Annotated in this window: 18 protein-coding genes, 2 tRNA genes, 2 pseudogenes and 1 riboswitch; of the genes and pseudogenes, 12 read left to right on the forward strand and 10 right to left on the reverse strand. The window is 69.0% G+C overall.

The window, feature by feature from the left end:
- Positions 1-105: 105 nt before the first annotated feature.
- Positions 106-702 carry a response regulator transcription factor gene (locus tag AB0J76_RS38130; protein WP_352323619.1) on the reverse strand — a complete coding sequence of 199 codons (597 nt, stop codon included), beginning with the start codon at positions 700-702 and terminating at the stop codon, positions 106-108.
- A 155-nt stretch (positions 703-857) separates the two neighbouring features.
- Between AB0J76_RS38130 and AB0J76_RS38135 the strand changes: the two genes are divergently transcribed.
- Positions 858-2,159 carry a M50 family metallopeptidase gene (locus tag AB0J76_RS38135; protein ID WP_352323618.1) on the forward strand — a complete coding sequence of 434 codons (1,302 nt, stop codon included), beginning with the start codon at positions 858-860 and terminating at the stop codon, positions 2,157-2,159.
- Between the two features lie 26 nt (positions 2,160-2,185).
- Here AB0J76_RS38135 and AB0J76_RS38140 read toward each other — a convergent pair whose 3' ends face one another.
- Positions 2,186-3,331: an amidohydrolase family protein gene (locus tag AB0J76_RS38140; protein WP_352323617.1), complete on the reverse strand. Its 1,146-nt coding sequence runs from the start codon at positions 3,329-3,331 to the stop codon at positions 2,186-2,188.
- 159 nt (positions 3,332-3,490) lie between these two features.
- Between AB0J76_RS38140 and sigJ the strand changes: the two genes are divergently transcribed.
- The gene (gene sigJ, locus AB0J76_RS38145) at positions 3,491-4,399 is read left to right on the forward strand and encodes an RNA polymerase sigma factor SigJ (protein WP_352323616.1); all 909 of its coding nucleotides are present in this window, start codon (positions 3,491-3,493) and stop codon (positions 4,397-4,399) included.
- A 16-nt stretch (positions 4,400-4,415) separates the two neighbouring features.
- Here sigJ and AB0J76_RS38150 read toward each other — a convergent pair whose 3' ends face one another.
- The 4 genes and pseudogenes from AB0J76_RS38150 to AB0J76_RS38165 all read right to left on the reverse strand — a co-directional run.
- Complete coding sequence (locus AB0J76_RS38150) at positions 4,416-5,381, reverse strand: hypothetical protein (RefSeq protein WP_352323615.1); 966 nt, start codon at positions 5,379-5,381, stop codon at positions 4,416-4,418.
- A gap of 5 nt (positions 5,382-5,386) precedes the next feature.
- Positions 5,387-5,525, reverse strand: a riboswitch (cyclic di-AMP (ydaO/yuaA leader).
- A 68-nt stretch (positions 5,526-5,593) separates the two neighbouring features.
- Entirely contained in the window at positions 5,594-6,664 is a 1,071-nt protein-coding gene (gene galT, locus AB0J76_RS38155) for a galactose-1-phosphate uridylyltransferase (protein WP_352323614.1), read from the reverse strand.
- Positions 6,661-7,440 (reverse strand): DeoR/GlpR family DNA-binding transcription regulator, encoded by a 780-nt coding sequence (locus tag AB0J76_RS38160; protein WP_352323613.1) that lies wholly within the window; start codon positions 7,438-7,440, stop codon positions 6,661-6,663. The genes galT and AB0J76_RS38160 overlap by 4 nt, the downstream gene beginning before the upstream one ends.
- Positions 7,441-7,694: 254 nt before the next feature.
- Positions 7,695-9,011: pseudogene (locus AB0J76_RS38165) on the reverse strand (TrpB-like pyridoxal phosphate-dependent enzyme); the annotation flags it as partial.
- Between the two features lie 89 nt (positions 9,012-9,100).
- On the opposite strand from AB0J76_RS38165, the gene AB0J76_RS38170 reads away from it, so the two are divergent.
- A complete protein-coding gene (locus AB0J76_RS38170; protein ID WP_352323612.1) occupies positions 9,101-9,739 on the forward strand; it encodes an HAD family phosphatase in 639 nt (212 codons plus the stop codon).
- On the opposite strand, the gene AB0J76_RS38175 is transcribed toward AB0J76_RS38170, so the two are convergent.
- Together AB0J76_RS38175 and AB0J76_RS38180 are read right to left on the reverse strand one after the other, a co-directional pair.
- Positions 9,693-10,322, reverse strand: a complete 630-nt coding sequence (locus tag AB0J76_RS38175; protein WP_352323611.1) for a uridine kinase — start codon at positions 10,320-10,322, stop codon at positions 9,693-9,695. The two genes, AB0J76_RS38170 and AB0J76_RS38175, sit on opposite strands and share 47 nt — an antisense overlap.
- A gap of 204 nt (positions 10,323-10,526) precedes the next feature.
- A tRNA-Gly gene (locus AB0J76_RS38180) sits at positions 10,527-10,600 on the reverse strand.
- A gap of 89 nt (positions 10,601-10,689) precedes the next feature.
- Here AB0J76_RS38180 and AB0J76_RS38185 point away from each other — a divergent pair.
- Both AB0J76_RS38185 and AB0J76_RS38190 read left to right on the forward strand, forming a co-directional pair.
- Positions 10,690-10,766 (forward strand) — tRNA-Pro (locus AB0J76_RS38185).
- A gap of 172 nt (positions 10,767-10,938) precedes the next feature.
- A pseudogene (locus AB0J76_RS38190) lies at positions 10,939-11,058 on the forward strand (GntR family transcriptional regulator); the annotation flags it as partial.
- A gap of 21 nt (positions 11,059-11,079) precedes the next feature.
- On the opposite strand, the gene AB0J76_RS38195 reads toward AB0J76_RS38190, so the two are convergent.
- Positions 11,080-11,580, reverse strand: a complete 501-nt coding sequence (locus AB0J76_RS38195; protein WP_352323610.1) for a DUF4231 domain-containing protein — start codon at positions 11,578-11,580, stop codon at positions 11,080-11,082.
- A gap of 229 nt (positions 11,581-11,809) precedes the next feature.
- On the opposite strand from AB0J76_RS38195, the gene AB0J76_RS38200 reads away from it, so the two are divergent.
- Entirely contained in the window at positions 11,810-12,310 is a 501-nt protein-coding gene (locus tag AB0J76_RS38200) for a DinB family protein (RefSeq protein ID WP_352323609.1), read from the forward strand.
- 75 nt (positions 12,311-12,385) lie between these two features.
- On the opposite strand, the gene AB0J76_RS38205 is transcribed toward AB0J76_RS38200, so the two are convergent.
- Complete coding sequence (locus AB0J76_RS38205; protein WP_352323608.1) at positions 12,386-12,877, reverse strand: ATP-binding protein; 492 nt, start codon at positions 12,875-12,877, stop codon at positions 12,386-12,388.
- A gap of 232 nt (positions 12,878-13,109) precedes the next feature.
- Between AB0J76_RS38205 and AB0J76_RS38210 the strand changes: the two genes are divergently transcribed.
- The 6 genes from AB0J76_RS38210 to AB0J76_RS38235 all read left to right on the forward strand — a co-directional run bounded on the left by AB0J76_RS38210 (position 13,110) and on the right by AB0J76_RS38235 (position 21,374).
- Positions 13,110-13,976: a helix-turn-helix transcriptional regulator gene (locus tag AB0J76_RS38210; RefSeq protein WP_352323607.1), complete on the forward strand. Its 867-nt coding sequence runs from the start codon at positions 13,110-13,112 to the stop codon at positions 13,974-13,976.
- A gap of 166 nt (positions 13,977-14,142) precedes the next feature.
- Positions 14,143-15,528 (forward strand): trigger factor, encoded by a 1,386-nt coding sequence (gene tig / locus AB0J76_RS38215; protein ID WP_352323606.1) that lies wholly within the window; start codon positions 14,143-14,145, stop codon positions 15,526-15,528.
- A 473-nt stretch (positions 15,529-16,001) separates the two neighbouring features.
- Positions 16,002-16,634, forward strand: coding sequence for an ATP-dependent Clp protease proteolytic subunit (locus AB0J76_RS38220; protein WP_352323605.1), 633 nt, complete (start codon positions 16,002-16,004; stop codon positions 16,632-16,634).
- Between the two features lie 11 nt (positions 16,635-16,645).
- The gene (locus AB0J76_RS38225; protein ID WP_352323604.1) at positions 16,646-17,269 is read left to right on the forward strand and encodes an ATP-dependent Clp protease proteolytic subunit; all 624 of its coding nucleotides are present in this window, start codon (positions 16,646-16,648) and stop codon (positions 17,267-17,269) included.
- Between the two features lie 184 nt (positions 17,270-17,453).
- Positions 17,454-18,737, forward strand: coding sequence for an ATP-dependent Clp protease ATP-binding subunit ClpX (gene clpX / locus AB0J76_RS38230; RefSeq protein WP_185067261.1), 1,284 nt, complete (start codon positions 17,454-17,456; stop codon positions 18,735-18,737).
- 72 nt (positions 18,738-18,809) lie between these two features.
- On the forward strand, positions 18,810-21,374 hold the full coding sequence (locus AB0J76_RS38235; protein WP_352323603.1) for a valine--tRNA ligase: 2,565 nt from the start codon (positions 18,810-18,812) through the stop codon (positions 21,372-21,374).
- Positions 21,375-21,750 lie beyond the last annotated feature (376 nt).

Genomic DNA, 21,750 nt, shown 5'->3' on the forward strand with positions numbered 1-21,750 from the left:
TGGCCACGGGTTCGGCGGGCTGAGATCATTCGACTGTTCGGGTCCCGGCGGAGCGGCGCGGCTCCACCGGGCCCGTCATCTCGTCGGGTTCCGCACGACCAGCCGCTACAACCAGCCGCTGTCGCTGGCGATGCGCACGGCGTCGAGCCGGTTGCGGGCGCCCGTCTTGCACATGATCCGCGACAGATGGTTGCGGACGGTGCCGACCGACAGGAACAACTGATCGGCGATCTCGGTCGATCTCGCCCCGCCCGCCGCGATGCGCAGCACGTCGAGCTCGCGCCGGGTGAGCGGGTTGGCGGCCGACTGCAGGGCCGCCACCGCGAGCTCCGCCTCCACCGCCCGTCCGCCCGCGGCGACCTGGCGCACCCCCTCGGCCAGCCGCTCGGGCGCCACGCGCAGGCTCATGAACCCCAGCACGCTGCCGTTGAACGCCCTGCGCACCTGGCCGGGGCTCGGCCGCGCGGAGAGGATCAGCACCGAGCAGCGGGGGACCTGCTCGGTCAGCTGGGTGGCGACCGGCAGGCCCGGCAGGTCGAGGTCGACGATCGCGACGTCGGGCGCGCTCGACCGCGCGGCCGGCAGCACACCGTCGGGGCAGCCCGTCTCGGCGACCACCCGCAGGTCGGGCTCGGCTTCGAGCGTGGCCTGCAGACCGCGTCGCACCAAGGGCAGGTGTTCGGCGATAAGTATGCGGATCAAGACGTCCCCCTCCATCGTCTCCCAGGGTGATCGGCTGATCGCTTACTGTCAATGCGGTCCGTTGATTCACCAAAGTGCGGGCAAGCCCGAGGGTTGTGCAGAGTTCGACTAGTCTGGGAACGTCGAGACCGTCTGTCTGCCTGGAGCGCGCGTAGATGAACTGGCTCTTTGTCGCCGGGATCCTTCTTTTCCTGGTGGGGTTGATGGTCTCCGTCGGCCTGCACGAGGTGGGCCATCTCGTGCCGGCCAAGATCTTCGGCGTCCGGGTCACCCAGTACATGGTCGGCTTCGGCTCGACGGCCTGGTCCATCCGCAGGGGCGAGACCGAGTACGGCATCAAGTGGCTGCCGCTCGGCGGCTACATCCGCATGATCGGCATGCTGCCGCCGCGTCCCGGCGACGACCCCGGCAGGCTGCGGAGCGCGTCGACCGGGCCATGGCAGGGCCTGATCGAGACCGCCCGCGAAGCCGCCATGGAGGAGGTGCGGCCCGGCGACGAGGACCGCGTCTTCTACCGCAAGAAGTGGTGGCAGAAGATCATCATCATGTCGGGCGGCCCGGCGATGAACTTCGTGCTCGCCTTCATCTTCTTCAGCATCCTGCTGGTCGGCATCGGCCTGCCCAAGACCGCCCCGATCGTGTCGCCCGACACCAACACGTGCGTGATCCCCACCACCGAGGTGCGCAAGACGTGCGCGCCCACCGACGAGCGCACCCCGGCCGCCAAGGCGGGCGTCAGGGTCGGCGACCACATCGTCTCCCTCGACGGCCAGAAGATCCAGACCTGGCAGGACGCCACCCGCCTGATCCGCGGCCACGGCGCCGGCCCCGTCAAGCTGGGCATCGTCCGCGACGGCAGGCCGATGACGCTCGACGTCACGCTCATCGCCCGCGACATGGCGAACCCGGCCGACGAGACCAAGATCGACAAGGGCGTCGGGTTCCTCGGCGTCGTGCCCTCCCAGGTCTTCGAGCAGCAGAGCATCGGCCAGGTGCCGGGCTACATGACCGACCTGACCGGCCGCGTGGTGGGCTCGATGGTCAACCTGCCGGCGAAGATGGTCGGCGTCTGGAACGCCGCCTTCTCCGGCGACAAGCGCGACCCCGAGGGCCCGGTCGGCGTGGTGGGCGCGGGCCGGCTCGGCGGCGAGATCCTGGCCTCCGACATGTCCAACAAGAGCAAGCTGTTCACCTTCGTCAGCCTGCTGGCCGGGTTCAACCTGGCGATCGGCCTGTTCAACCTGATCCCGCTGCTGCCCCTCGACGGCGGCCACATCGCGGGCGGCCTGTGGGAGGGCGTCAAGCGCGGCTACGCCAAGATCATGCGCCGCCCCGAGCCCCGCTACGTCGACATCGCCAAGGTGCTGCCGCTCACGTACGCGATGGCGTTCGTGCTGATCATCATGGCCGGTCTGCTGGTCTACGCCGACCTGGTCAACCCCCTCACGCTCGGCTGAGCCGGCCGCCCGCCACGGGCAGGGGGCTACCGGGCCTGACGCACCCCGCGACGCCAGACCTCGGCGATGTCGCCCACGGCGGTGACGTCCCGGGTGGCGTCGCCCTCGACCAGCACCAGGTCCGCGCGCAGGCCGGGGGCGATCCGGCCGCGGTCGGCCAGTCCGAAGTGCCGGGCCGGCACGCTGGTCGCGGCGGCCAGCGCCTCCTCCCCGCCGAGCCCGGCCTCGGTGAGCAACCGCAGCTCGCGGTGCAGACCGGCGCCGTGGGCGGGCACGAACGGGGTGGCGTCGGTCCCGGCGAGCAGCGGCACACCCGCGTGACGCAGGGCCCGCAGCGCGCCGACGGCGTTGGCGGAGCTGCCGGGGCGGGCGCAGTCGGCGGTCTCGACGTGCTGAGCAGTGATCGCCTCGAAGTAGGCCAGCGTCGTCACCACGAAGACACCCTGGTCGCGCACGCGCCCGGCCAGGCGCGGCGAGGCCGGGTCGTCCGGCGCCAGGTCGGTCCACACGTGAGCCAGGCCGTCGACGCCGGCGTCCAGCGCGATCCCCACCTCGGCGGCGGTGATCGCGTGGGCGATGACCAGCAGGCCCGCCTCGTGCGCCGCCGCTGCCAGGGCGGCGGCGACCTCCGCCGTCATGACGGGCAGGTCGGCCCCGTGCACGGCGCCGTCGTCGATGACGATCTTGAGGTAGTCGGCCCCCTCGGCCAGCCTGGCCCGGACGAACGCCGGCGCCTGCGCCGGGTCGGAGACGAAGTCGATCGCCGTGCCGTCGAGCCCGTCCAGGACGGTGCCCGCCAGGGCCGCCAGCAGCTGGGTCGGGTGCCCGCCGGGCGCGGTGGCCAGCGTGCCGGCGCTGCGCAGGTCGGCCACGTCGTCGTTCTCGGCGGCCAGCCGCCGCTGCCCGGCGAGCATCTGCGGGAGGCAGAACATGTCGAGCTCGGTGGTGACCCCGTACCGCAGGGCCTGGGCCAGGCTGCCGTCGAACACGTGGGTGTGCGCGTCGATCAGGCCGGGCAGCAGCGTCCTGCCCGTGCCGTCCACCTCGGCATCGGCCGGGTGGTCCGCGCCGGAGCCGACGGCGGCGATCAGATCGTTCTCGATCACCACGTCGGCCGTCGCGATGGTGTGCTCGCCGTCGAACACCCTGACGTCGCGGATCAATGTACGCATCGAAGCTCTCCCTCGTGTGTCGTGAACCCTCGGACGCCACCACAGAGGGGCAACCGGCCGGGAACTGTGACATGAGTGGCATAGATCACGCTTGATGGCTTCATGTCACAATCTCCGCCCGTCGGGACTCTTCGGTTGCGACAGATGAGGAGGCCCGCCATGACACCGACCCCGCGGCAGCCCGCCGACGCCGCCACCGAGCAGTTCCTCGGCTACCGGGAACTGCTGTTCTCCGTGGTCTACAACATGCTCGGCAGCGTCGCCGACACCGAGGACGTGCTGCAGGAGGCGTGGCTGGCCTGGTCCGCCCGGCACCGCAGGCCGGACGCCGGACCGGTGGAGAACGTCCGGGCCTATCTGGTGCGGATCGCGGTGAACCAGGCGCTCGCCCGGCGGGCGGACCTGAGCCGCCGGCAGGAGACCTACGTCGGCCCGTGGCTGCCGGAACCGCTGGTCACGGCCCCGGACAACGCCGGGGGCGCCGCCGGGAGCGGGGAGTCGTTGTCGATGGCGGTGCTGGTCGTGCTGGAGACGCTGTCACCGCTGGAACGAGCCGTCTTCGTGCTGCACGAGGTGTTCGGGTTCAGCCATCCGGAGACGGCCGACATCCTCGGGCGCACGCCGGCGGCCGTCCGGCAGCTCGCGGCCCGCGCCCGTCGCCACGTTCATGCCCGCCGTCCGCGTCACCGGACCGAGCCCGGCGTGCACGCCGAGGTGACCGAGCGGTTCGCCGCGGCGGCCCTCGGCGGTGACCTGCGGGCTTTGCTGGAGGTGCTGGCGCCGGAGGTGACCCTGTGGACCGACGGCGGCGGCAAGGGGCCCGCCACCAGCCTGCACCCGGTCCACGGCCGGGACGAGGTGGCCGCGATCTTCATGTCCGTGGCCGCGACGCTGACCCCCGGCGCGGTGGACCTGCGCTACCGGCGGGTGGCCGGGGATCCGTGCGCGCTGGTCTTCTCCGGTGACGGCCCGCTGGCCGTGGTCGTCGTCGATCTCACGCCCGAGGGCGACCGGATCGCCGCCGTCTACTCCGTCACCAACCCCGACAAGCTGACCGGCATCCGCTGAGCCGCCGGCCCCGCGGCTAGTTCATCGAGATGTGCACGTGGTCGTAGTGGTTCTCGGTGATGCTGCCGCGGTCGGACATCGAGCGCCAGCCCGAGCCCTGGTTGATGCGCTGCTTCCAGATCACGTACTTGACGCCCAGCTTGGCCTTGTTCTTCAGGGCCCAGTCGGCCAGCCGGTCGCCGAGCGCGTTGTTGACGGCGCTCGGCATGGTGCCGCCCGTGCTCATCATGAAGTCGCAGGCCCGGCCGAGCGGGTGCTCGCCGCTGGAGCCGGCCCGGAAGCAGCCCACCTCGTACGGCAGCGAGAAGTTCTTCTGCACCTGCGCGCGCATCAGCCGGGTGCGCGGCGTGATGTTGTCCGAGCCGGCCGGCAGCTCGGGCGCCCAGCTCCCGTCGGACTTCTTGCCCGGCCCGAACGGCACGAGGTCCTGGAGCTTCTTCTTGATGTCGTCGATGACGTCCTGGGCGTCGTCGCGCTGCTCGGCCACCTCCGCCGTGCCCGCCTTCAGCTGCGTCGCGAGCGCGGCGGCGGCCGTGGCGGCCTTCTTCTGGTCGTCGCGGGCCTTGGCCACGCTGTCCACGACCGCCTGCTGCTCGGCGGTGAGCTGTTCGAGCACGGCCGCGCCGCCGCCGTCCGGGGTCAGCATGAAGCCCGGCAGGGAGGCGTCGCGGCTCTGGTAGCGCAGCCGGGCGATCTCGGCGACCCGCTGCTCGGCCGTGGCGACCGCCTGCTCGGCGGCGGTGAGCCGCTGCTGGGCCGCGGTAGCGGCCTGCTGGGCCTTGGCCAGCTCGACCCGCTTGAGGTTGTACGTCTCGATCAGCTTGTCGACCTTGCGGTTGAGCTGCTTGAGCTGGGCCCGCAGCTGCGCCTCCGACGGCTTGGGCGCGGCTGACGCCGAGACTGAGGCGGCGGCCGGCTGGACGAGCAGGGCGGTGGCGGTGATGAGACCGACGGCAAGACTCGCGGGGGACGAAGCCGCCACGTGGTTGTTCCTCTCCCTCTGCCGGCCGGGTTAGCTGACGGGTTCGGGCACGGGAGCATTCCCTACCACTTGCGCGGATTCACCCCGGATGCGATGGGTCCCCGGCTCCCGGGCAACACGCCCGGGATTAGGCGTACAACGACCGTTATGGCCGGTGTCTAACGGGATATTAGTGGTAGATCACGAGTCATGCGACTTTAATGAGAAACCAATTAGTGATCAATTCGTGATCGCAACATGCGTGCCGCCTCCTCCGGCAGCACGTCGTTGACGAAGGCACCCATGGCCGACTCCGAGCCCGCCAGGTACTTCAGCTTCCCGGGCGCCCGCCTGATGCTGAACAGCTCCAGGTGCAGGTAGGCCAGCTCGCGGCCGTACCGCACCGGCGCCTGGTGCCAGGCCGAGATGTACGGCATCGCCACCCCGAACAGCGCGTCGAGCGCCCGCAGCACCGAGGTGTACAGCGGCGCGAACGCGGCCCGCTCCTCCTCCGACAGCGCCGCCAGGTCGGGCACCTGCCGGTGCGGATACACGTGCACCTCGAACGGCCAGCGCGCGGCGGCCGGGACGAACGCCGTCCAGAGCTCGTTGGCGGCCACCACCCGCGTGCCGGCGGCCCGCTCGGCGGCCAGCACGTCGGCGAACAGGTTGCCGCCCGTGTGCCGCGAGGCGGCCCCGAGCTGGAGCTTGGTGCGCGGGGTCACGTAGGGGTAGGCGTAGATCTGCCCGTGCGGGTGGGGGAGCGTGATGCCGATCTCCTCACCCCTGTTCTCGAAGCAGAACACCTGCTCGACGCCCTCGATGCCGGACAGCTCGGCCGTGCGGTCGGCCCACGCCTCCATCACCAGCCTGACCTGGGCGTTGGAGAGCCTGGAGAAGGAGGAGGAGTGGTCGGAGGTGAAGCAGACCACCTCACACCGCCCGACACCCGGCCGCACCTCACTCAGGCCGCCGACATCCCCGTAAGTCCCAAAATTTCCGGAGAAAGAGGGAAAGCGGTTCTCGAACACCACCACGTCATAGTCGTGGGCCGGGATCTCCGACGCCCGCGTGTCGGACGACGGGCACAACGGGCACTCGTCGGCCGGCGGCAGGAACGTGCGTGTCTGCCGATGGCCGGCGATCGCGATCCACTCCTCGGTCAGCGGGTCGTAACGCAGCTCGGAGGCCACCGGCCGCGGGTCGAGCGGCCGCCGGTCGATCGCGCTCCGGTCGGCGTCGTCGCGCCGGTCGAAGTAGATCAGCTCTCGGCCGTCTGCCAGGTGGGTGATGGTGCGCTTCAAGGCGTGCCCTCCGCGATGATCAGTTCTCCGGCCCGTTCGGCCAGTTCGGTGCGTGCTTCCTCGGGCAGCCCCGCGTCGCTGATGACCACGTCGGCCTCGGTCAGCTCGGCGATCGTGCTGATGCCGACCGTGTTCCACTTGGTGTGGTCGGCGGGGACCACCAGCCGGTGCGCCGCGGCCACCAGCTCCCTGTCGGTCTCGGACTCCAGCAGGTTGGGCGTGGTGAACCCGGCGCGCAGGCTCATGCCGTGCACCCCGAGGAAGAGCGTGTCCACGTGCAGGCGGCGGATGGCCGCCACCGCCACGGGGCCGACGAGCGCGTCGGAGGGGGTGCGCACGCCGCCGGTCAGCACGACCGTGCGGTCGGCGCGCGGGTTGCGGTGGAAGACCTCGGCGACGGGGATCGAATTGGTGATCACGGTCAGCTCGGGCACCGCGACCAGATGGTGGGCCAGCGCCCATATGGTGGTGCCGGCGGAGAGCGCCACGGCGGTGCCCGGCCGGACGAGAGTGGCCGCGTGCCGCGCGATGGCCTCCTTCTCCTGCTGCTGGCGGGCGGACTTGGCGGTGAAGCCCGGCTCCTCGGTCGAGCCGGGGCCGAGGGCCGTCGCGCCGCCATGAACCTTCTCCAGCAGCCCGCGCTCGGCCAGCACCTCAAGGTCGCGGCGTATCGTCATGTCGGAGACGCCGAGCTCGCGCACGAGGTCGGCCACCCGGACGCCGCCGCTGCTGCGTACGCGTTCCAGGATCGTCTGCTGACGCTGCTGTGCGAGCACGCCCACCCCTTCCAACAGATTCCACCAAATTATGACACGAGTTTGTTGAGGAATGTTAGGTCACGGCGTATCGCTTGTGCGAGCCGCGGGCAGGGGAGACCTTGAGGGTCACGATCCCGACCGCTGGAGGTGAGCCCATGGCGAAACGTGCACGCAAGGGCAGGGCGCGCAAGAAGAAGAAGGCGAACCACAGGAAGCGCCCGAACGCGAACTGAACACGGGTGGCCGCGCTCTCGCGGCCACCCATGTCGTCTTCAGCCGGGCAGTTCGGTGAGCGCCTGGTCGAGGCGCTCCTGCGGAAGCGAGTAGTCCTCCAGTTCGCCGGCCAGGTGGCGGTCGTAGGCGGCCAGGTCGAAGTGGCCGTGCCCGCACAGCGCGGTGAGGATCACCTTCTCCTCGCCGCTCTCCTTGCAGCGCAGCGCTTCGGCGATGGTCTCGGCCAGCGCGTGCGTGGGCTCGGGGGCCGGGACGATGCCCTCGGTCCGTGCGAAGCGCACACCCGCCTCGAAACACTCGCTCTGGGTACGGGTCACCGCCTCGAACAGGCCCAGCTCGTACATGTGGGACAGCAGCGGCGCCATGCCGTGATAGCGCAGCCCGCCGGCGTGGATCGGGTCGGGGACGAAGGAGTGCCCGAGGGTGTGCATCTTCAGCAGCGGCGTCAGCCCGGCGGTGTCGCCGAAGTCGTAGGCGTACACGCCGCGGGTGAACGACGGGCAGGCGGCCGGCTCGACGGCCCTGAACCGGATGCCGATCCGTCCGGCCAGCTTCTCCCGCAGGAAGGGGAAGGCGAGACCGGCGAAGTTGGAGCCGCCGCCGGTGCAGCCGATGACCAGGTCCGGCAGCTCCGGCAGCTGCGCCAGGGCCTCCTCGCCGATCACCGTCTGGTGCATCAGGACGTGGTTCAGCACCGAGCCGAGCGCGTACCGGGCCTCGGGGGTCGCGGCGGCCACCTCGACCGCCTCGCTGATCGCCAGGCCCAGGCTGCCGGGGGAGGCGGGGTCGTCGGCCAGCGCCTTGCTGCCCGCGCCGGTGAGGGGTGAGGGGCTGGGGTTGACGGTGGCGCCGTACACGCGCATGAGCGAGCGCCGGTACGGCTTCTGGTCGTAGGACGCCCGAACCATCCAGATCCGGCATTCGACGTCGAACTGGGCGCAGGCGAACGCCAGGGCCGACCCCCACTGTCCCGCGCCGGTCTCCGTGGTCAGCAGCCGCACGCCTTCCTTGGCGTTGTAGTACGCCTGCGGCACGGCGGTGTTCGCCTTGTGCGACCCGGCCGGTGAGACGCCCTCGTACTTGTAGTAGATGCGGGCCGGCGTGTCGAGGGCCTTCTCCAGCCGGTGCGCCCTGATCAGCGGCGTGGGCCGCCACAGCCGGTAGACGTCGATGACCTCCTTGGGGATGGGCACGTAGCGGTCGCCGCTGACCTCCTGCGCGATGAGCTCCATGGGGAACAGCGGCGCGAGGTCGTCCGGCCCGACAGGACGGCGGGTGCCGGGGTGCAGGGGCGGCGGAGGCGGCACGGGAAGATCGGGAACGATGTTGTACCAGTTGCCAGGGATCACCGTTTCAGTTTGAGCCGCCTCTGTGAGCCGTCAAGGGTATGGACACGGACACGTTCCTTCTTTACCTTGGTTGAAACAGTTCACAGGAGGAGTGTATGAAAATCGATGCGGTCGTGTTCGACATCGGCGGAGTGCTGGAGCTGACGCCGTCCCTGGGCGTGACGGCCAGATGGGAGGAGCGGCTCGGCCTGGCCGCCGGGCACATCGACGCGCAGCTGGAGCCGACCTGGCTGGCCGGGATGGTCGGCGAGATCACGGAGGAGCAGGCCGATGCCGAGGTGGCCAAGGTGCTCGGCGCGCACGCGGGGGCGTTCATGGCCGACGTCTGGACGGAGTACCTCGGCACCCCCAACGCCGAGCTCATGGCGTACCTGGGCGCCCTGCGTCCGCGCTACCGCACGGGCCTGGTGAGCAACAGCTACGTCGGCGCCAGGGAACGCGAGCAGGCCGCGTACGGATACGCCGGCCTGGTGGACCACATCGTCTACTCGCACGAGGCGGGCGTGCGCAAACCGGACCCGCGCATCTACCGGACGGCCTGCGACGCCCTCGGCGCCGACCCCGCCGCCACGGTGTTCCTCGACGACCACGAGCCGTACGTCGAGGGCGCCCGCGCGGCCGGCCTGCACGCCGTGCACTTCACCTCGAACGCCCAGGCCGTCGCCGAGCTGGACGCGCTGCTCGGGCTCAGCCGTCCGTCAGCACCGCCGGCCGGTCCGGATGATCGGCCCTGACCACCACGTCGGCGGCCCGCTGCGGGCGGGCCTCGCGTTCGTACCGCTCGTAGGCCGGCAGTCGCCACCGCTCGTCCGGCGGCGTGCGCCGCACCAGCGCCCCCGCCGACAGCCACACGTGCACGCTCACCTCGAACGGCAGCCCCCGCCCCAGCAGCAGCGTCCCGTCCACGAGCACCACCCCGCCCGGCGCCAGCTCCCGGTACGGCAGCCGGTACGCGCGATCGATCCCGCTGTCCCACAACGCCGGCAGCACCCGCCCCGAGCCGCCCGGCTCCAAGGGTTCGAGCACCTCGCGCAGCAGGCCCTTGACGTCGAGCCAGTCCTCGTAGAAGACGTCGGGATCGGTCCGGCCGTGTTCCAGCCGCAGCGAGGCCGGCCGCAGGAAATCGCCCGCCGACACCCGCAACACGGGCCGGCCGCGCAACCGCAGCGGCGCCACCAGCTCGTCGGCCAGCGCGCCAGGCCCCGCCGCGGGCGCCCCGTCGACCGCCACCCGCACCCAGGCGTCCCTGGGCCGCGCGGCGACGAGCTCGGCCAGCTCCTCGACGAGCGCCTCCCGCGAGATCGGACGTGCACGCATCGACGCCAGCCTACGCCCCCGAAGATCACATGCGGCCGGGCTCCCGGCCCCTTGAGGACCGCATCGACCACAGCGGGTCTGTGCCGGACGAAGGCCGACGCGGTGATCCAGGGGAAGCGCGAGTCTCGTCAGCTCGGACGGACAAGATCGCATAACAGTAAGGCCCAGGCTCGGGATCATCTCCCGGACCTGGGCCTTCGTGCCTGGAGCGGACGACGGGAATCGAACCCGCGTAGCTAGTTTGGAAGACTAGGGCTCTACCATTGAGCTACGTCCGCGCGAACCGGTCGAACTCTGGTCTAGACTTCATCCGGTCGTCAGGGCGTAAGCGTACCGGAGTCACGGACCGCATGCGCACCCGGCGAGGCGGGGCGTGGCGCAGCTTGGCAGCGCGCTTGCTTTGGGAGCAAGAAGTCGCAGGTTCAAATCCTGTCGCCCCGACCAGCCAGAAGGCCCCATTCGATCCGGGTGGGGCCTTCTGAGTGACTGAGCCGGAGATCATGTCTCCTCGCCTCTCGCGAAGATGCGGTCCATGGCGATGGCACCGGCCTTGGAAATCGGGCGGATCTGCCTGCGGTAGCCGGCCTCGGCCGAGGCGGAACCGGAAGGCCGCTACGAACCCGGCGAACGACTCCCCGCGGAAGCGGCTCCGGCAGGGCGCTTCAAGGTCAGCCTGCCGACCGTCCGCCAGGCAGCGGGAGTGCTCCGGTCGCAGGGCATCGTGGAGCCCAAGCCATCATCAGGGGCGTGCTGCGGCTCATTGCAGGGATTGGTGGGAGGACTGGCTGGCCAAAGTCATGGTGCTGAGGGTGGACGCGTTCTCGGAGGCGATGGCGTTCTCCACGCGCTCGACCAGCACCTTGAAGGCGGCTTCGTCCTCGAGGCCCTCGAACACACCCGTCCGGGTCTTGTAGTGAAACAGTTCCTGGCCGAGCGCCTGCTCGGTGGACCGATAGTTCTTCCACTGCTCTCTGTAGTGGTACACGCTCTCCAGCGATACCAAGATCACGACCATCAGGCTGATGAGCGTCGTAGCGATCTCGACATAGGGCAGCTTGATGTTCACGAGCACAGGGACAACCGCTGCTCCAACCACAGCCAAGGTTCTGAGGCGGAGGTGGAGAGCCTTGGTCTTGACCGCCTTGCCGTCGTACCAGCCTCTGTACTGCTCCAGGCGCTGCTCAATGTACTCGGCAGGCCCGAGCATCGTGTCTGCCTGAGACGGCCTTGCAGCGGAAGCGGGTAGGTCTTCTGCCATGCTCGAAGCTCCTGCCTGCTCAACGATTCGGAGTGGCACGCGCTGCACGCGGAGCCCCAGCCGGGACGACCGATGCGGGTGATTTTATGGGTCGCCGAGATCGCCCTGCCACCAGTGAGCTGACCTGCTGTTCGCATCCTGTCGCCCCGACCAGGTCATCGGCCCCCTCCGGCGCGGAGGGGGCTTCTTGGTTCGCGGCCCCGGACGAAGTGCCCATTAAGGTCGAGGCGTGACAGACAACCGTGTGCCCCCACCCCTCACCGGCGACGAACGCACCGTGCTCGGCAACTGGCTCGAATGGCATCGCGGCACGTTGGCCGTCAAATGCGCCGGCCTCACCGACGAGCAGCTGAGGCTCCGCTCCGCCGAGCCGTCCAGCATGTCGCTGCTCGGTCTGGTCCGGCACCTGGCGCACGTGGAGCGCGTCTGGTTCCGCCGCGTGCTGAACGGCGAGGACATCCCCCGCCTGTGGAACAAGGACGTCGACAACGACGCCGACTTCAACGACGTGGACGACGCCTCGGTGGAGGAGGCGTTCGCCACCTGGCAGGACGAGATCGAGCGCGCCCGCGCCATCTCGGCCGCCAAACCCCTCGACGCCGTGGCCGACCGGAACGGCCAGGACTGCACCCACCGCTGGATCCTCGTCCACATGATCGAGGAGTACGCGCGCCACAACGGCCACGCCGACCTGCTGCGCGAGCGCATCGACGGCGCCACAGGCGAGTAGCGGCCAGCCCGAGGGGCCAGAGTGGCGGCCAGGCCGAAGGGTCAGAGTGGCGGCCAGGCCGAGAGGGGCGAGGGGTCAGCCCTCTTCGGGGCTCTCCTCGGCGCGGAACAACGCCCACACGGCCTTGCCGCCGCGGTCGAGCGGGTCCCAGCCCCAGCACTGGCTGTAGGTCTCGACGATGTAGAGGCCGCGCCCGTTCTCGGAGATGAAGTCCGGCTCCTTGCGGCGCGGCACCTCGTCGCTCGGGTCCGCCACCGCCAGCAGCACGTGCGGCGACACGCGCATCAGCAAGAGCTCGATCTCTCGGCGGCCGGCCGCGTACATGGCGTATCTGACGGCGTTGGTCACCAGCTCGGACACCACGAGCGCGGCGTCGTCGCTCAGCTCGTGCAGGCCCCATCCCCGCAGCGTGGAGCGGGTCACGTCCCTGGCGGTCTTCACCGAGTCGGCCTGGAAGGGCAGGGGGCACGCGGTCGTGTTCGGCTTCCCGCCCTTGAGCAGGTGGTCGAACCCCACCTCACGGGTGATCTGCAGGCAATCGGCAGTGGCCAGAGGATCCTCCACCATGCCGCCGATACCTCCCCGTAGCCCTCGGTTTAGTGCATGTTTGGCCCACAATGCACTAAGCCATCATGGGTCACGAACGCTGCGGCTGCAAGACCCAAATGCACGTGCAGCTGCAATGTGCAACAGCATGCGCCTTTTGGGGCAAATCTCTCCTAATCGGACACGAGGTTGAGACCTTGTCATACCCGGCAATGTGGTGTCACTGTGTGTGCGGACCTTGATAGGAGGCAAAGTGACGCAGAACCAGCCGGGTTCCGGGCCGACGGCGCTGCGCATCCTCCTGGGCTCCCAGCTGCGAAAGCTCAGGGAGGCGAAGAACGTCACCCGCGAGGAGGCGGGGCACCTCATCAGGGGCTCCGAATCCAAGATCAGCCGCATGGAGCTGGGCCGGGTGGGGTTCAAGGAACGTGACGTCGCCGACCTGCTCACCCTGTACGGCGTCGTGGACCCGCAGGCGCGAGCCGCCGTCCTCGACCTGGTGGCCACCGCGAACGAACCCGGCTGGTGGCACCGGTTCAACGACGTCCTGCCCACGTGGTTCCAGGCGTACGTCGGCCTTGAGGAGGCCGCCGCCCGGATCAGGACCTACGAGGTCCAGTTCGTCCCGGGACTGCTCCAGACCAAGGAGTACGCCCGGGCGGTCGTCACCGCCGGAGCGGCGGGCATCGCGGCGGAGGAGATCGCCAGGAGGGTCGACCTCAGGCTCGAACGTCAGCGCATCTTCGACCGGCCGGACGGCCCCGTCTTCTGGGCCGTGATCGACGAGGCGGCGCTGCGCCGGCCCATCGGCGGCGTCGAGGTGATGCGCGCCCAGCTCGAACACCTCATCGACCTCATGCGGCAGCCCAGCATCACCATCCAGATCATGCCGTTCAGCTTCGGCGGCCACAGCGCCGAGGGCGGCGCCTTCAGCATCCTGCGCTTCCCCGACCGCGACCTGCCCGACGTCGTCTACGTCGAGCAACTGGCCAGCGCGCTGTACCTGGACAAGCGTGAGGACGTGGACCGATACACGGAGGTCATGGAGCGGCTGTGCGCCGTGAGCACCACTCCTGATGAGACGATCGATCTGCTGCGGACGATCGCCGAGGAGTTCTGACGGCGACGGCGTCGTTGTTCGGTACGCATCTGCCCTAGACTGGCCATCGGCGTTGGATCCCGCCGTGGCGGAGCATGCCCAACGCCGCTCATGTGGGCGCGGCGCGTGAGCCGTACCGAATGGACGCGCCCGCGATCACTCGTAGCTTGATCAAGGAGACCATTCCGTGAAGACCGCTGTCGAGGAGCTCAGCCCGACCCGGGTCAAGCTCACCGTCGAGGTGCCGTTCGAAGAGCTGCGCCCGAGCATGGATGCGGCGTACAAGAAGGTCGCGCAGCAGGTGCGCGTCCCCGGGTTCCGGCCTGGCAAGGTTCCGGCCCGCATCATCGAGCAGCGCTTCGGCCGGGCGGTAGTGCTGGAGGAGACCCTCAACGACGCGGTGCCCAAGCTCTACGGCCAGGCCGTCGACGAGGTCGACGTGTTCCCGGTGAGCCAGCCCGACATCGAGGTCACGAAGATCGACGACGGTGAGCAGATCGAGTTCACCGCCGAGGTCGACATCCGGCCCAGCTTCGAGGTGCCCGACTACCAGGGCGCCGAGGTCACCGTCGACTCCGCCGAGGTCTCCGACGAAGACGTCGACGCCCAGCTCGACTCGCTGCGCCAGCGCTTCGCGACGCTGACCGGCGTCGAGCGCGCGGCCGCCAACGGCGACTTCGTGGTGATGGACCTGCGCGCCGAGATCAACGGCGAGAACATCGAGGAGCAGCAGGCCAGCGAGGTCTCCTACGAGGTCGGCGCCGGTTCGGTGCTCCAGGGCCTCGACGACGCCCTCGCGGGCATGTCCGCGGGCGAGGAGAAGAGCTTCAAGACCGAGCTCGTCGGCGGCGAGAACGCCGGCGAGGAGGCCGACGTGATCATCAACGTCAAGTCGGTCAAGGAGAAGGTCCTGCCCGAGCTCGACGACGAGTTCGCCCAGCTCGCCAGCGAGTTCGACACGCTCGACGAGCTCAAGGCCAGCATTCGCGAGCAGGCCCGCCGCAACAAGCTCATCGACCAGGTCGTCCAGGCCCGCGAGAAGGCCCTCGACGCGCTGCTCGAGAAGATCGACATCCCGCTGCCCGAGAGCGCGCTCAAGGCCGAGGTCGATGCCCGCAAGCACAACCTCGACCACCAGATCGCCGAGAGCGGCCTCAGCCGCGACGCCTTCTTCCGTCTCTACCAGACGACGGAGGAGGAGCGTTTCGCCGAGTTCGACAGCAACGCCGCCAAGGCGCTCAAGGTCGGCTTCGTGCTTGACAAGATCGTCAAGCAGGAGGAGCTGGGCGTCAACGAGCAGGAGCTGACCAACTTCGTGGTGCGCCGCGCCATGGAGATGGGCGTCCAGCCCAACGAGCTGGCCAAGCACCTGGCCGACAACGACCAGCTCACGCTGGCCATGGTCGAGATCGTCCGTGACAAGGCCAAGTCCGTGCTGGGCGACGCCGCCAAGGTCGTCGACAGCGAGGGCAACGAGGTCGACCTCAAGGCCATCTACGCCGAGATCAACGGCGCCCCGGTCGAGGACGAGGCCGACGAGGCCGCCGAGTCCGAGGAGAAGGCCGAAGCCTGATCTTCCCCGAAGTCCCCGGACCCGATGGGTCCGGGGGCTTCGTGTTTTCCGGGCCGCGTCGGCGCGCCGTGCGCGTCCGCGAGCGCGGCCGAGCGCGTGTACGCGCCCAGAAGGCACCTGACGGTCCCGCGGGGCGCGAACGGCCCCTCAGGCACGGGGGCCGCCCTCCGACCGCTCGACAGCCCCTCACCGCCACCGTCCGCGCGACCGCTTCCCCGGCCACGGGCGGCATCCACCGGTACGCAATCCCCCAAGCTCCACGAGCCCCACCAGCACGGAACCGACCCCGCCGAAACGCCCACAGAGCCGGACCATGAGCTGGACGTGGAGGAACGGCGTAGGCTGGCAGAAGACCGGCCACCCAGACCTGCGCCGTCAGCGAACAGTACGGGGGACCGGGCATGACCTGTGGGCGTCGCGCGTTAAGGTCACAAGCAAAGCCAATCACTTACGACGCATCGGAAGGTGACGCTGTGACCAGCCCGCCGACCTTCTATCAGCCTGAGTCGCGAGGCCGTGAGAACGGCTCGTCCTTCCGGCTTGAGGACCAGCTTTACCAGCGCCTGCTGCGTGAGCGCATCATCGTGCTCGGTCAGGAGGTCAACGACGAGATCGCCAACCGGATCTGCGCCGAGCTGTTGCTGCTCGCGGCCGACGACCCCGAGCGCGACATCACGCTGTACATCAACTCGCCGGGGGGCTCGGTGAGTGCCGGTATGGCGATTTACGACATGATGGAATATGTGCCTAACGACGTGTCCACGGTGGTGATGGGCATGGCCGCCTCCATGGGGCAGTTCCTGCTCACCGCCGGCGCCCGCGGCAAGCGCTACGGCCTGCCGCACGCCCGCGTCATGATGCACCAGCCGTCCGGCGGCATCGGCGGCACCGCGGCCGACATCGCCATCCAGGCGGAGCAGATGCTCTACGTGAAGAAGACGCTCGCCGAGCGGATCGCCTTCCACACCGGGCAGCCGCTGGACCAGATCGAGTCCGACTCCGACCGCGACCGCTGGTTCACGGCCGAGGAGGCGAAGGACTACGGCTTCATCGATCACGTGGTCCGCAGCGCGCGGCAGGTGCCCTCCGTGGGCCCGGTCTCCTAGGGGGAGCTGACATGAACATCCAGAGCCGTTACGTTCTCCCCTCCTTCGTCGAGCGCACGTCCTACGGCGTGAAGGAGATGAACCCGTACAACAAGCTCTTCGAGGACCGCATCATCTTCCTCGGAGTGCAGATCGACGACGCGTCGGCCAACGACGTGATGGCCCAGCTGCTGACGCTGGAGTCGCTCGACCCCGACCGTGACATCAGCATCTACATCAACTCGCCCGGCGGCTCGTTCACGGCCATGACGGCGATCTACGACACGATGCAGTTCGTCCGGCCGGAGATCCAGACCGTCTGCCTCGGCCAGGCCGCGTCCGCCGCGGCCGTGCTGCTGGCCGGCGGAACCCCGGGCAAGCGCTTCGCGCTGCCCAACGCCCGGGTGCTGATCCACCAGCCCTCCACCGAGGGCGGTGGCCAGGGAAGCGACATCGAGATCCAGGCCCGCGAGATCCTTCGCATGCGATCCCTCCTTGAGGACATCGTGGCGAAGCACACGGGCAAGGCCTCCGCCGACATCCGCAAGGACATCGAACGCGACAAAATTCTCAACGCGGACGAGGCAAAGGCGTATGGTCTGATCGACGACATCATCCCGACCAGGAAGAAACGAGCTCAGGCCGTCGCTTCCTAGTTGAGATGTGACGCACCGGAGCGCTGCCCAATAGGGCACGTTCCGGTGCGACTCGCCGCTAGGGGGCTCACTGAGGGCCCAGAAGACGGTAACGTCGAAACCTGAGCGGTTCGGCCTAGTCCGGAGGATGTCCGGAGACACTGCTCGCGTGAGCAGGGCGGTCCCACGCAAAGGAGTATCTGGGGTGGCACGCATCGGCGACGGGGGAGACCTGCTGAAGTGCTCTTTCTGCGGGAAGAGTCAGAAGCAAGTCAAAAAGCTCATTGCCGGTCCAGGCGTCTACATCTGCGATGAGTGCATCGATCTCTGCAACGAGATCATCGAGGAGGAGCTCTCCGAGTCCTCCGAGCTCAAGTGGGACAACCTGCCCAAGCCGAGGGAAATCTACGAGTTCCTCGACGCCTACGTCATCGGACAGGACAAGGCGAAGAAGGCGCTCTCGGTGGCGGTCTACAACCACTACAAGCGGGTGCAGTCCGGCGACCGGGGTAGAGACGACGGCCTTGAGCTGGCCAAGAGCAACATCTTGTTGCTCGGGCCGACCGGGTCGGGAAAGACTCTCCTCGCACAGACTCTGGCGAAGATGCTCAACGTGCCCTTCGCCATCGCCGACGCGACGGCCCTCACCGAGGCCGGTTACGTCGGCGAGGATGTCGAGAACATCCTGCTCAAGCTCATCCAGGCCGCCGACTACGACGTCAAGAAGGCCGAGACGGGCATCATCTACATCGACGAGGTCGACAAGATCGCCCGCAAGAGCGAGAACCCGTCGATCACCCGCGACGTCTCCGGCGAGGGCGTGCAGCAGGCGCTGCTGAAGATCCTCGAAGGCACGACGGCCTCGGTGCCGCCGCAGGGCGGGCGCAAGCACCCGCACCAGGAGTTCATCCAGATCGACACCACCAACGTGCTGTTCATCTGCGGTGGAGCCTTCGCCGGCCTCGAGAAGATCATCGAGTCGCGCATCGGCAAGAAGGGCATCGGCTTCAACGCCATCATCCGCTCGAAGGAAGAGGTCGACACGGCCGACATCTTCGGCGACGTGATGCCCGAAGACCTGCTGAAGTTCGGCATGATCCCCGAGTTCGTCGGCCGCCTGCCGGTCATCACCTCGGTCCACAACCTCGACCGCGAGGCTCTCATCCAGATCCTCACCGAGCCCCGCAACGCGCTGGTCAAGCAGTACCGCAAGCTGCTGGAGCTCGACGGCGTGGAGCTGGAGTTCACCGACGGCGCCCTGGAGGCCATCGCCGACCAGGCCATCCTGCGCGGCACCGGCGCCCGCGGGTTGCGCGCGATCCTGGAGGAGGTGCTCCAGTCCGTCATGTACGAGGTGCCCTCCCGCCAGGACGTCGCCCGCGTGGTCATCACCCGCGAGTCGGTGCTGGAACACGCGATCCCGACGCTCGTCCCGCGCGACCAGCTCGCCGCCAAGCAGCAGCGCACGCCGCGCGAGAAGTCGGCCTGACCGTCCGCGAAAAACGCCCCCGGGTTCGTCCTGGGGGCGTTTCGCTTGTCCGGCTCCCTAGAATTGGTCCTTGTGACCACGCAAGAGCTGCCCACCCAATACACGCCGGCCGACGTCGAGACCCGTAGCTACGAGCGCTGGGTGTCCGAAGGCTACTTCCACGCCGACCCGGGCAGCTCGCGCGTGCCGTACAGCATCGTCCTCCCGCCGCCCAACGTGACGGGCGTCCTGCACATCGGTCACGCGCTCGACCACTCCATCCAGGACGCGCTGACCCGCCGCGCCCGCATGCAGGGCCGCGAGACGTTGTGGCTGCCCGGCATGGACCACGCCGGCATCGCCACCCAGAACGTCGTTGAGCGCGAGCTGGCCAAGCAGGGCCTGTCCCGCCACGACCTGGGCCGCGAGGCGTTCGTCGAGCGCGTCTGGGAGTGGAAGGAAGAGTCCGGCGGCCGGATCCTCGGCCAGATGCGCAAGCTCGGCGACGGCGTCGACTGGGAGCGCGAGCGCTTCACCATGGACCCGGGGCTGTCGCGGGCCGTCCAGACCATCTTCAAGAAGCTCTTCGACGACGGGCTCATCTACCGCGCCGAGCGCATCATCAACTGGTGCCCGCGCTGCCTCACCGCGCTGTCCGACATCGAGGTCGAGCACAGCGAGGACGAAGGCGAGCTGGTCTCGATCCGCTACTCCGACGAGATCGTCGTGGCCACCACCCGCGCCGAGACCATGCTCGGCGACACGGCCGTGGCCGTCCATCCCTCCGACGAGCGCTACGCCCACCTGGTCGGCACGATGGTCGAGGTGCCGCTGACCGGCCGCATGATCCCCGTGGTCGCCGACGAGCACGTCGACCCGGCCTTCGGCACCGGCGCGGTCAAGGTCACCCCGGCCCACGACCCCAACGACTTCGAGATCGGCCGCCGCCATTCGCTGCCGTCCCTCACCGTCATGGATGAACGCGGGGTCATCACCGCCCACGGTCCCTTCCAGGGGCTCGACCGCTTCGAGGCACGCCCGGCCGTGGTCGCCGCGCTGCGCGCCGAGGGCCGCATCGTCGCCGAGAAGCGCCCCTACCTGCACTCGGTCGGTCATTGCTCGCGCTGCAAGACCGTGGTGGAGCCGCGGCTGTCGCTGCAGTGGTTCGTCAACGTCTCGCCGCTGGCCAAGGCCGCCGGCGACGCCGTGCGCGACGGCCGCACCCGCATCCACCCGCCGGAGCTGGCCAAGCGCTACTTCGACTGGGTCGACGACATGCACGACTGGTGCATCTCCCGTCAGCTGTGGTGGGGCCACCGCATCCCGGTCTGGTACGGCCCGGGCGGCGAGGTCGTCTGCGTCGGCCCCGACGAGGAACCGCCGGCCGGCTACACCCAGGACTCCGACGTCCTCGACACCTGGTTCTCCTCCGGACTGTGGCCGTTCTCCACGCTCGGCTGGCCCGACTCCACCCCGGAGCTGGAGAAGTTCTATCCGACCTCCGTGCTCGTCACCGGCTACGACATCCTGTTCTTCTGGGTGGCCAGGATGATGATGTTCGGTCTCTACGCCATGGACGGCCGTCCGCCGTTCCAGACCGTGGCCCTGCACGGCATGGTCCGCGACCAGTACGGCAAGAAGATGTCGAAGTCGTTCGGCAACGTGGTCGACCCGCTCGACTGGGTCGAGCGCTTCGGCGCCGACGCCACCCGCTTCACGCTGCTGCGCGGCGCCAACCCCGGCGCCGACGTGGCGGTGAGCGAGGAATGGGCGGCCGGCTCGCGCAACTTCTGCAACAAGATCTGGAACGCCACCAGGTTCGCGCTGATGAACGGCGCGGCAGTGGGCTCGCTCGACGGGCTCGACCTCACCGCCGCCGACCGCTGGATCCTGTCCCGCCTGCAGACCGTGGTCAGCGCCGCCGACGCGGCCTTCGACGAGTACGAGTTCGCCAAGGCCTCCGACCTGCTCTACCACTTCGCCTGGGACGAGGTCTGCGACTGGTACCTGGAGCTGGCCAAGATCCAGCTCGGGGAGGGGCTCGAACACACCCGGCTCGTGCTCGGGCATGTGCTCGACGCGCTGCTGCGGCTGATGCATCCGCTGGTGCCGTTCGTCACCGAGGAGTTGTGGCGAGCGGTGACGGGTGGCGAGTCGATCGTCGTGGCCCCCTGGCCCCAGACCGACGCGCGCTACGCGGATCCGGCGGCCGAGGCCGAGATCGACGCCCTGCAGGAGCTCGTCACCGAGGTCCGCAGGTTCCGTTCCGACCAGGGGCTCAAGCCTGGCCAGAAGGTGGCCGCCCGTCTGGGGTTGTCCGGCACGCCGCTGGAGACCCAGGAGAGGGCGATCCGCGCGTTGCTGCGGCTGACCGAGCCGGCGGAGACGTTCAACGCCACAGCGCGCCTCAGCGTGGGCGCGGTGACCGTGGAGATCGACACCGCGGGCGCCATCGACGTCGTCGCCGAGCGCAAGCGCCTGGAGAAGGATCTGGCCGCCGCCCGGAAGGAAGCCGCGCAGGCGGCCGGCAAGCTGGGCAACGAGCAGTTCATGTCCAAGGCGCCCGACGACGTGGTCGCCAAGGTCCGGGGCCGGGCCGAGCAGGCCGCCGCGGACATCGCGCGGCTTGAGGCACAGCTGTCCGGGCTCGGGGTTTAGAGCATACGAACGCGGGGAAGGTCCATTCGTTACCGAAGATGGACCTTCGACGTCCTCAGGGCTGCTAGAGTTTTCAACGCGAGGCCGATCGGCCCCGACACCCCTTCTGATCAACCCCGACTTTCGGGCTGTCTGACCTGGCGGTGGACAAAGGCCGGAAGTTAGAGTAAGTTAGCAGGGTTGCTCCGAAACGGAGCGGGTCCGGAAGCTCCCGGATCGGGCGGTTTGACAAGAATCGTCCGGATCTGGTAGACTGAAGGAAATGAAATGTGAGCGCCTCTGAGCGGGGATCCGGGAACGGGTTCTGGTGAGGAAGTACGCGTCCGTTTCTTGAGAACTCAACAGTGTGTTAAAAGCCAGTGCATGAAACACATGC

This window comes from Nonomuraea sp. NPDC049624 (genome assembly GCF_040675255.1).
Taxonomy (GTDB): Bacteria; Actinomycetota; Actinomycetes; order Streptosporangiales; family Streptosporangiaceae; genus Nonomuraea.

Bases quoted from the DNA above. Each gene is read 5' to 3' on its own strand.
- AB0J76_RS38135 (WP_352323618.1), top strand. From the start codon at position 858: ATGAACTGGCTCTTTGTCGCCGGGATCCTTCTTTTCCTGGTGGGGTTG.
- sigJ (WP_352323616.1), top strand. From the start codon at position 3,491: ATGACACCGACCCCGCGGCAGCCCGCCGACGCCGCCACCGAGCAGTTC.
- AB0J76_RS38140 (WP_352323617.1), bottom strand. From the start codon at position 3,331: ATGCGTACATTGATCCGCGACGTCAGGGTGTTCGACGGCGAGCACACC.
- AB0J76_RS38175 (WP_352323611.1), bottom strand. From the start codon at position 10,322: ATGCGTGCACGTCCGATCTCGCGGGAGGCGCTCGTCGAGGAGCTGGCC.
- AB0J76_RS38225 (WP_352323604.1), top strand. From the start codon at position 16,646: ATGAACATCCAGAGCCGTTACGTTCTCCCCTCCTTCGTCGAGCGCACG.
- AB0J76_RS38195 (WP_352323610.1), bottom strand. From the start codon at position 11,580: ATGGCAGAAGACCTACCCGCTTCCGCTGCAAGGCCGTCTCAGGCAGAC.
- AB0J76_RS38205 (WP_352323608.1), bottom strand. From the start codon at position 12,877: ATGGTGGAGGATCCTCTGGCCACTGCCGATTGCCTGCAGATCACCCGT.
- AB0J76_RS38170 (WP_352323612.1), top strand. From the start codon at position 9,101: ATGAAAATCGATGCGGTCGTGTTCGACATCGGCGGAGTGCTGGAGCTG.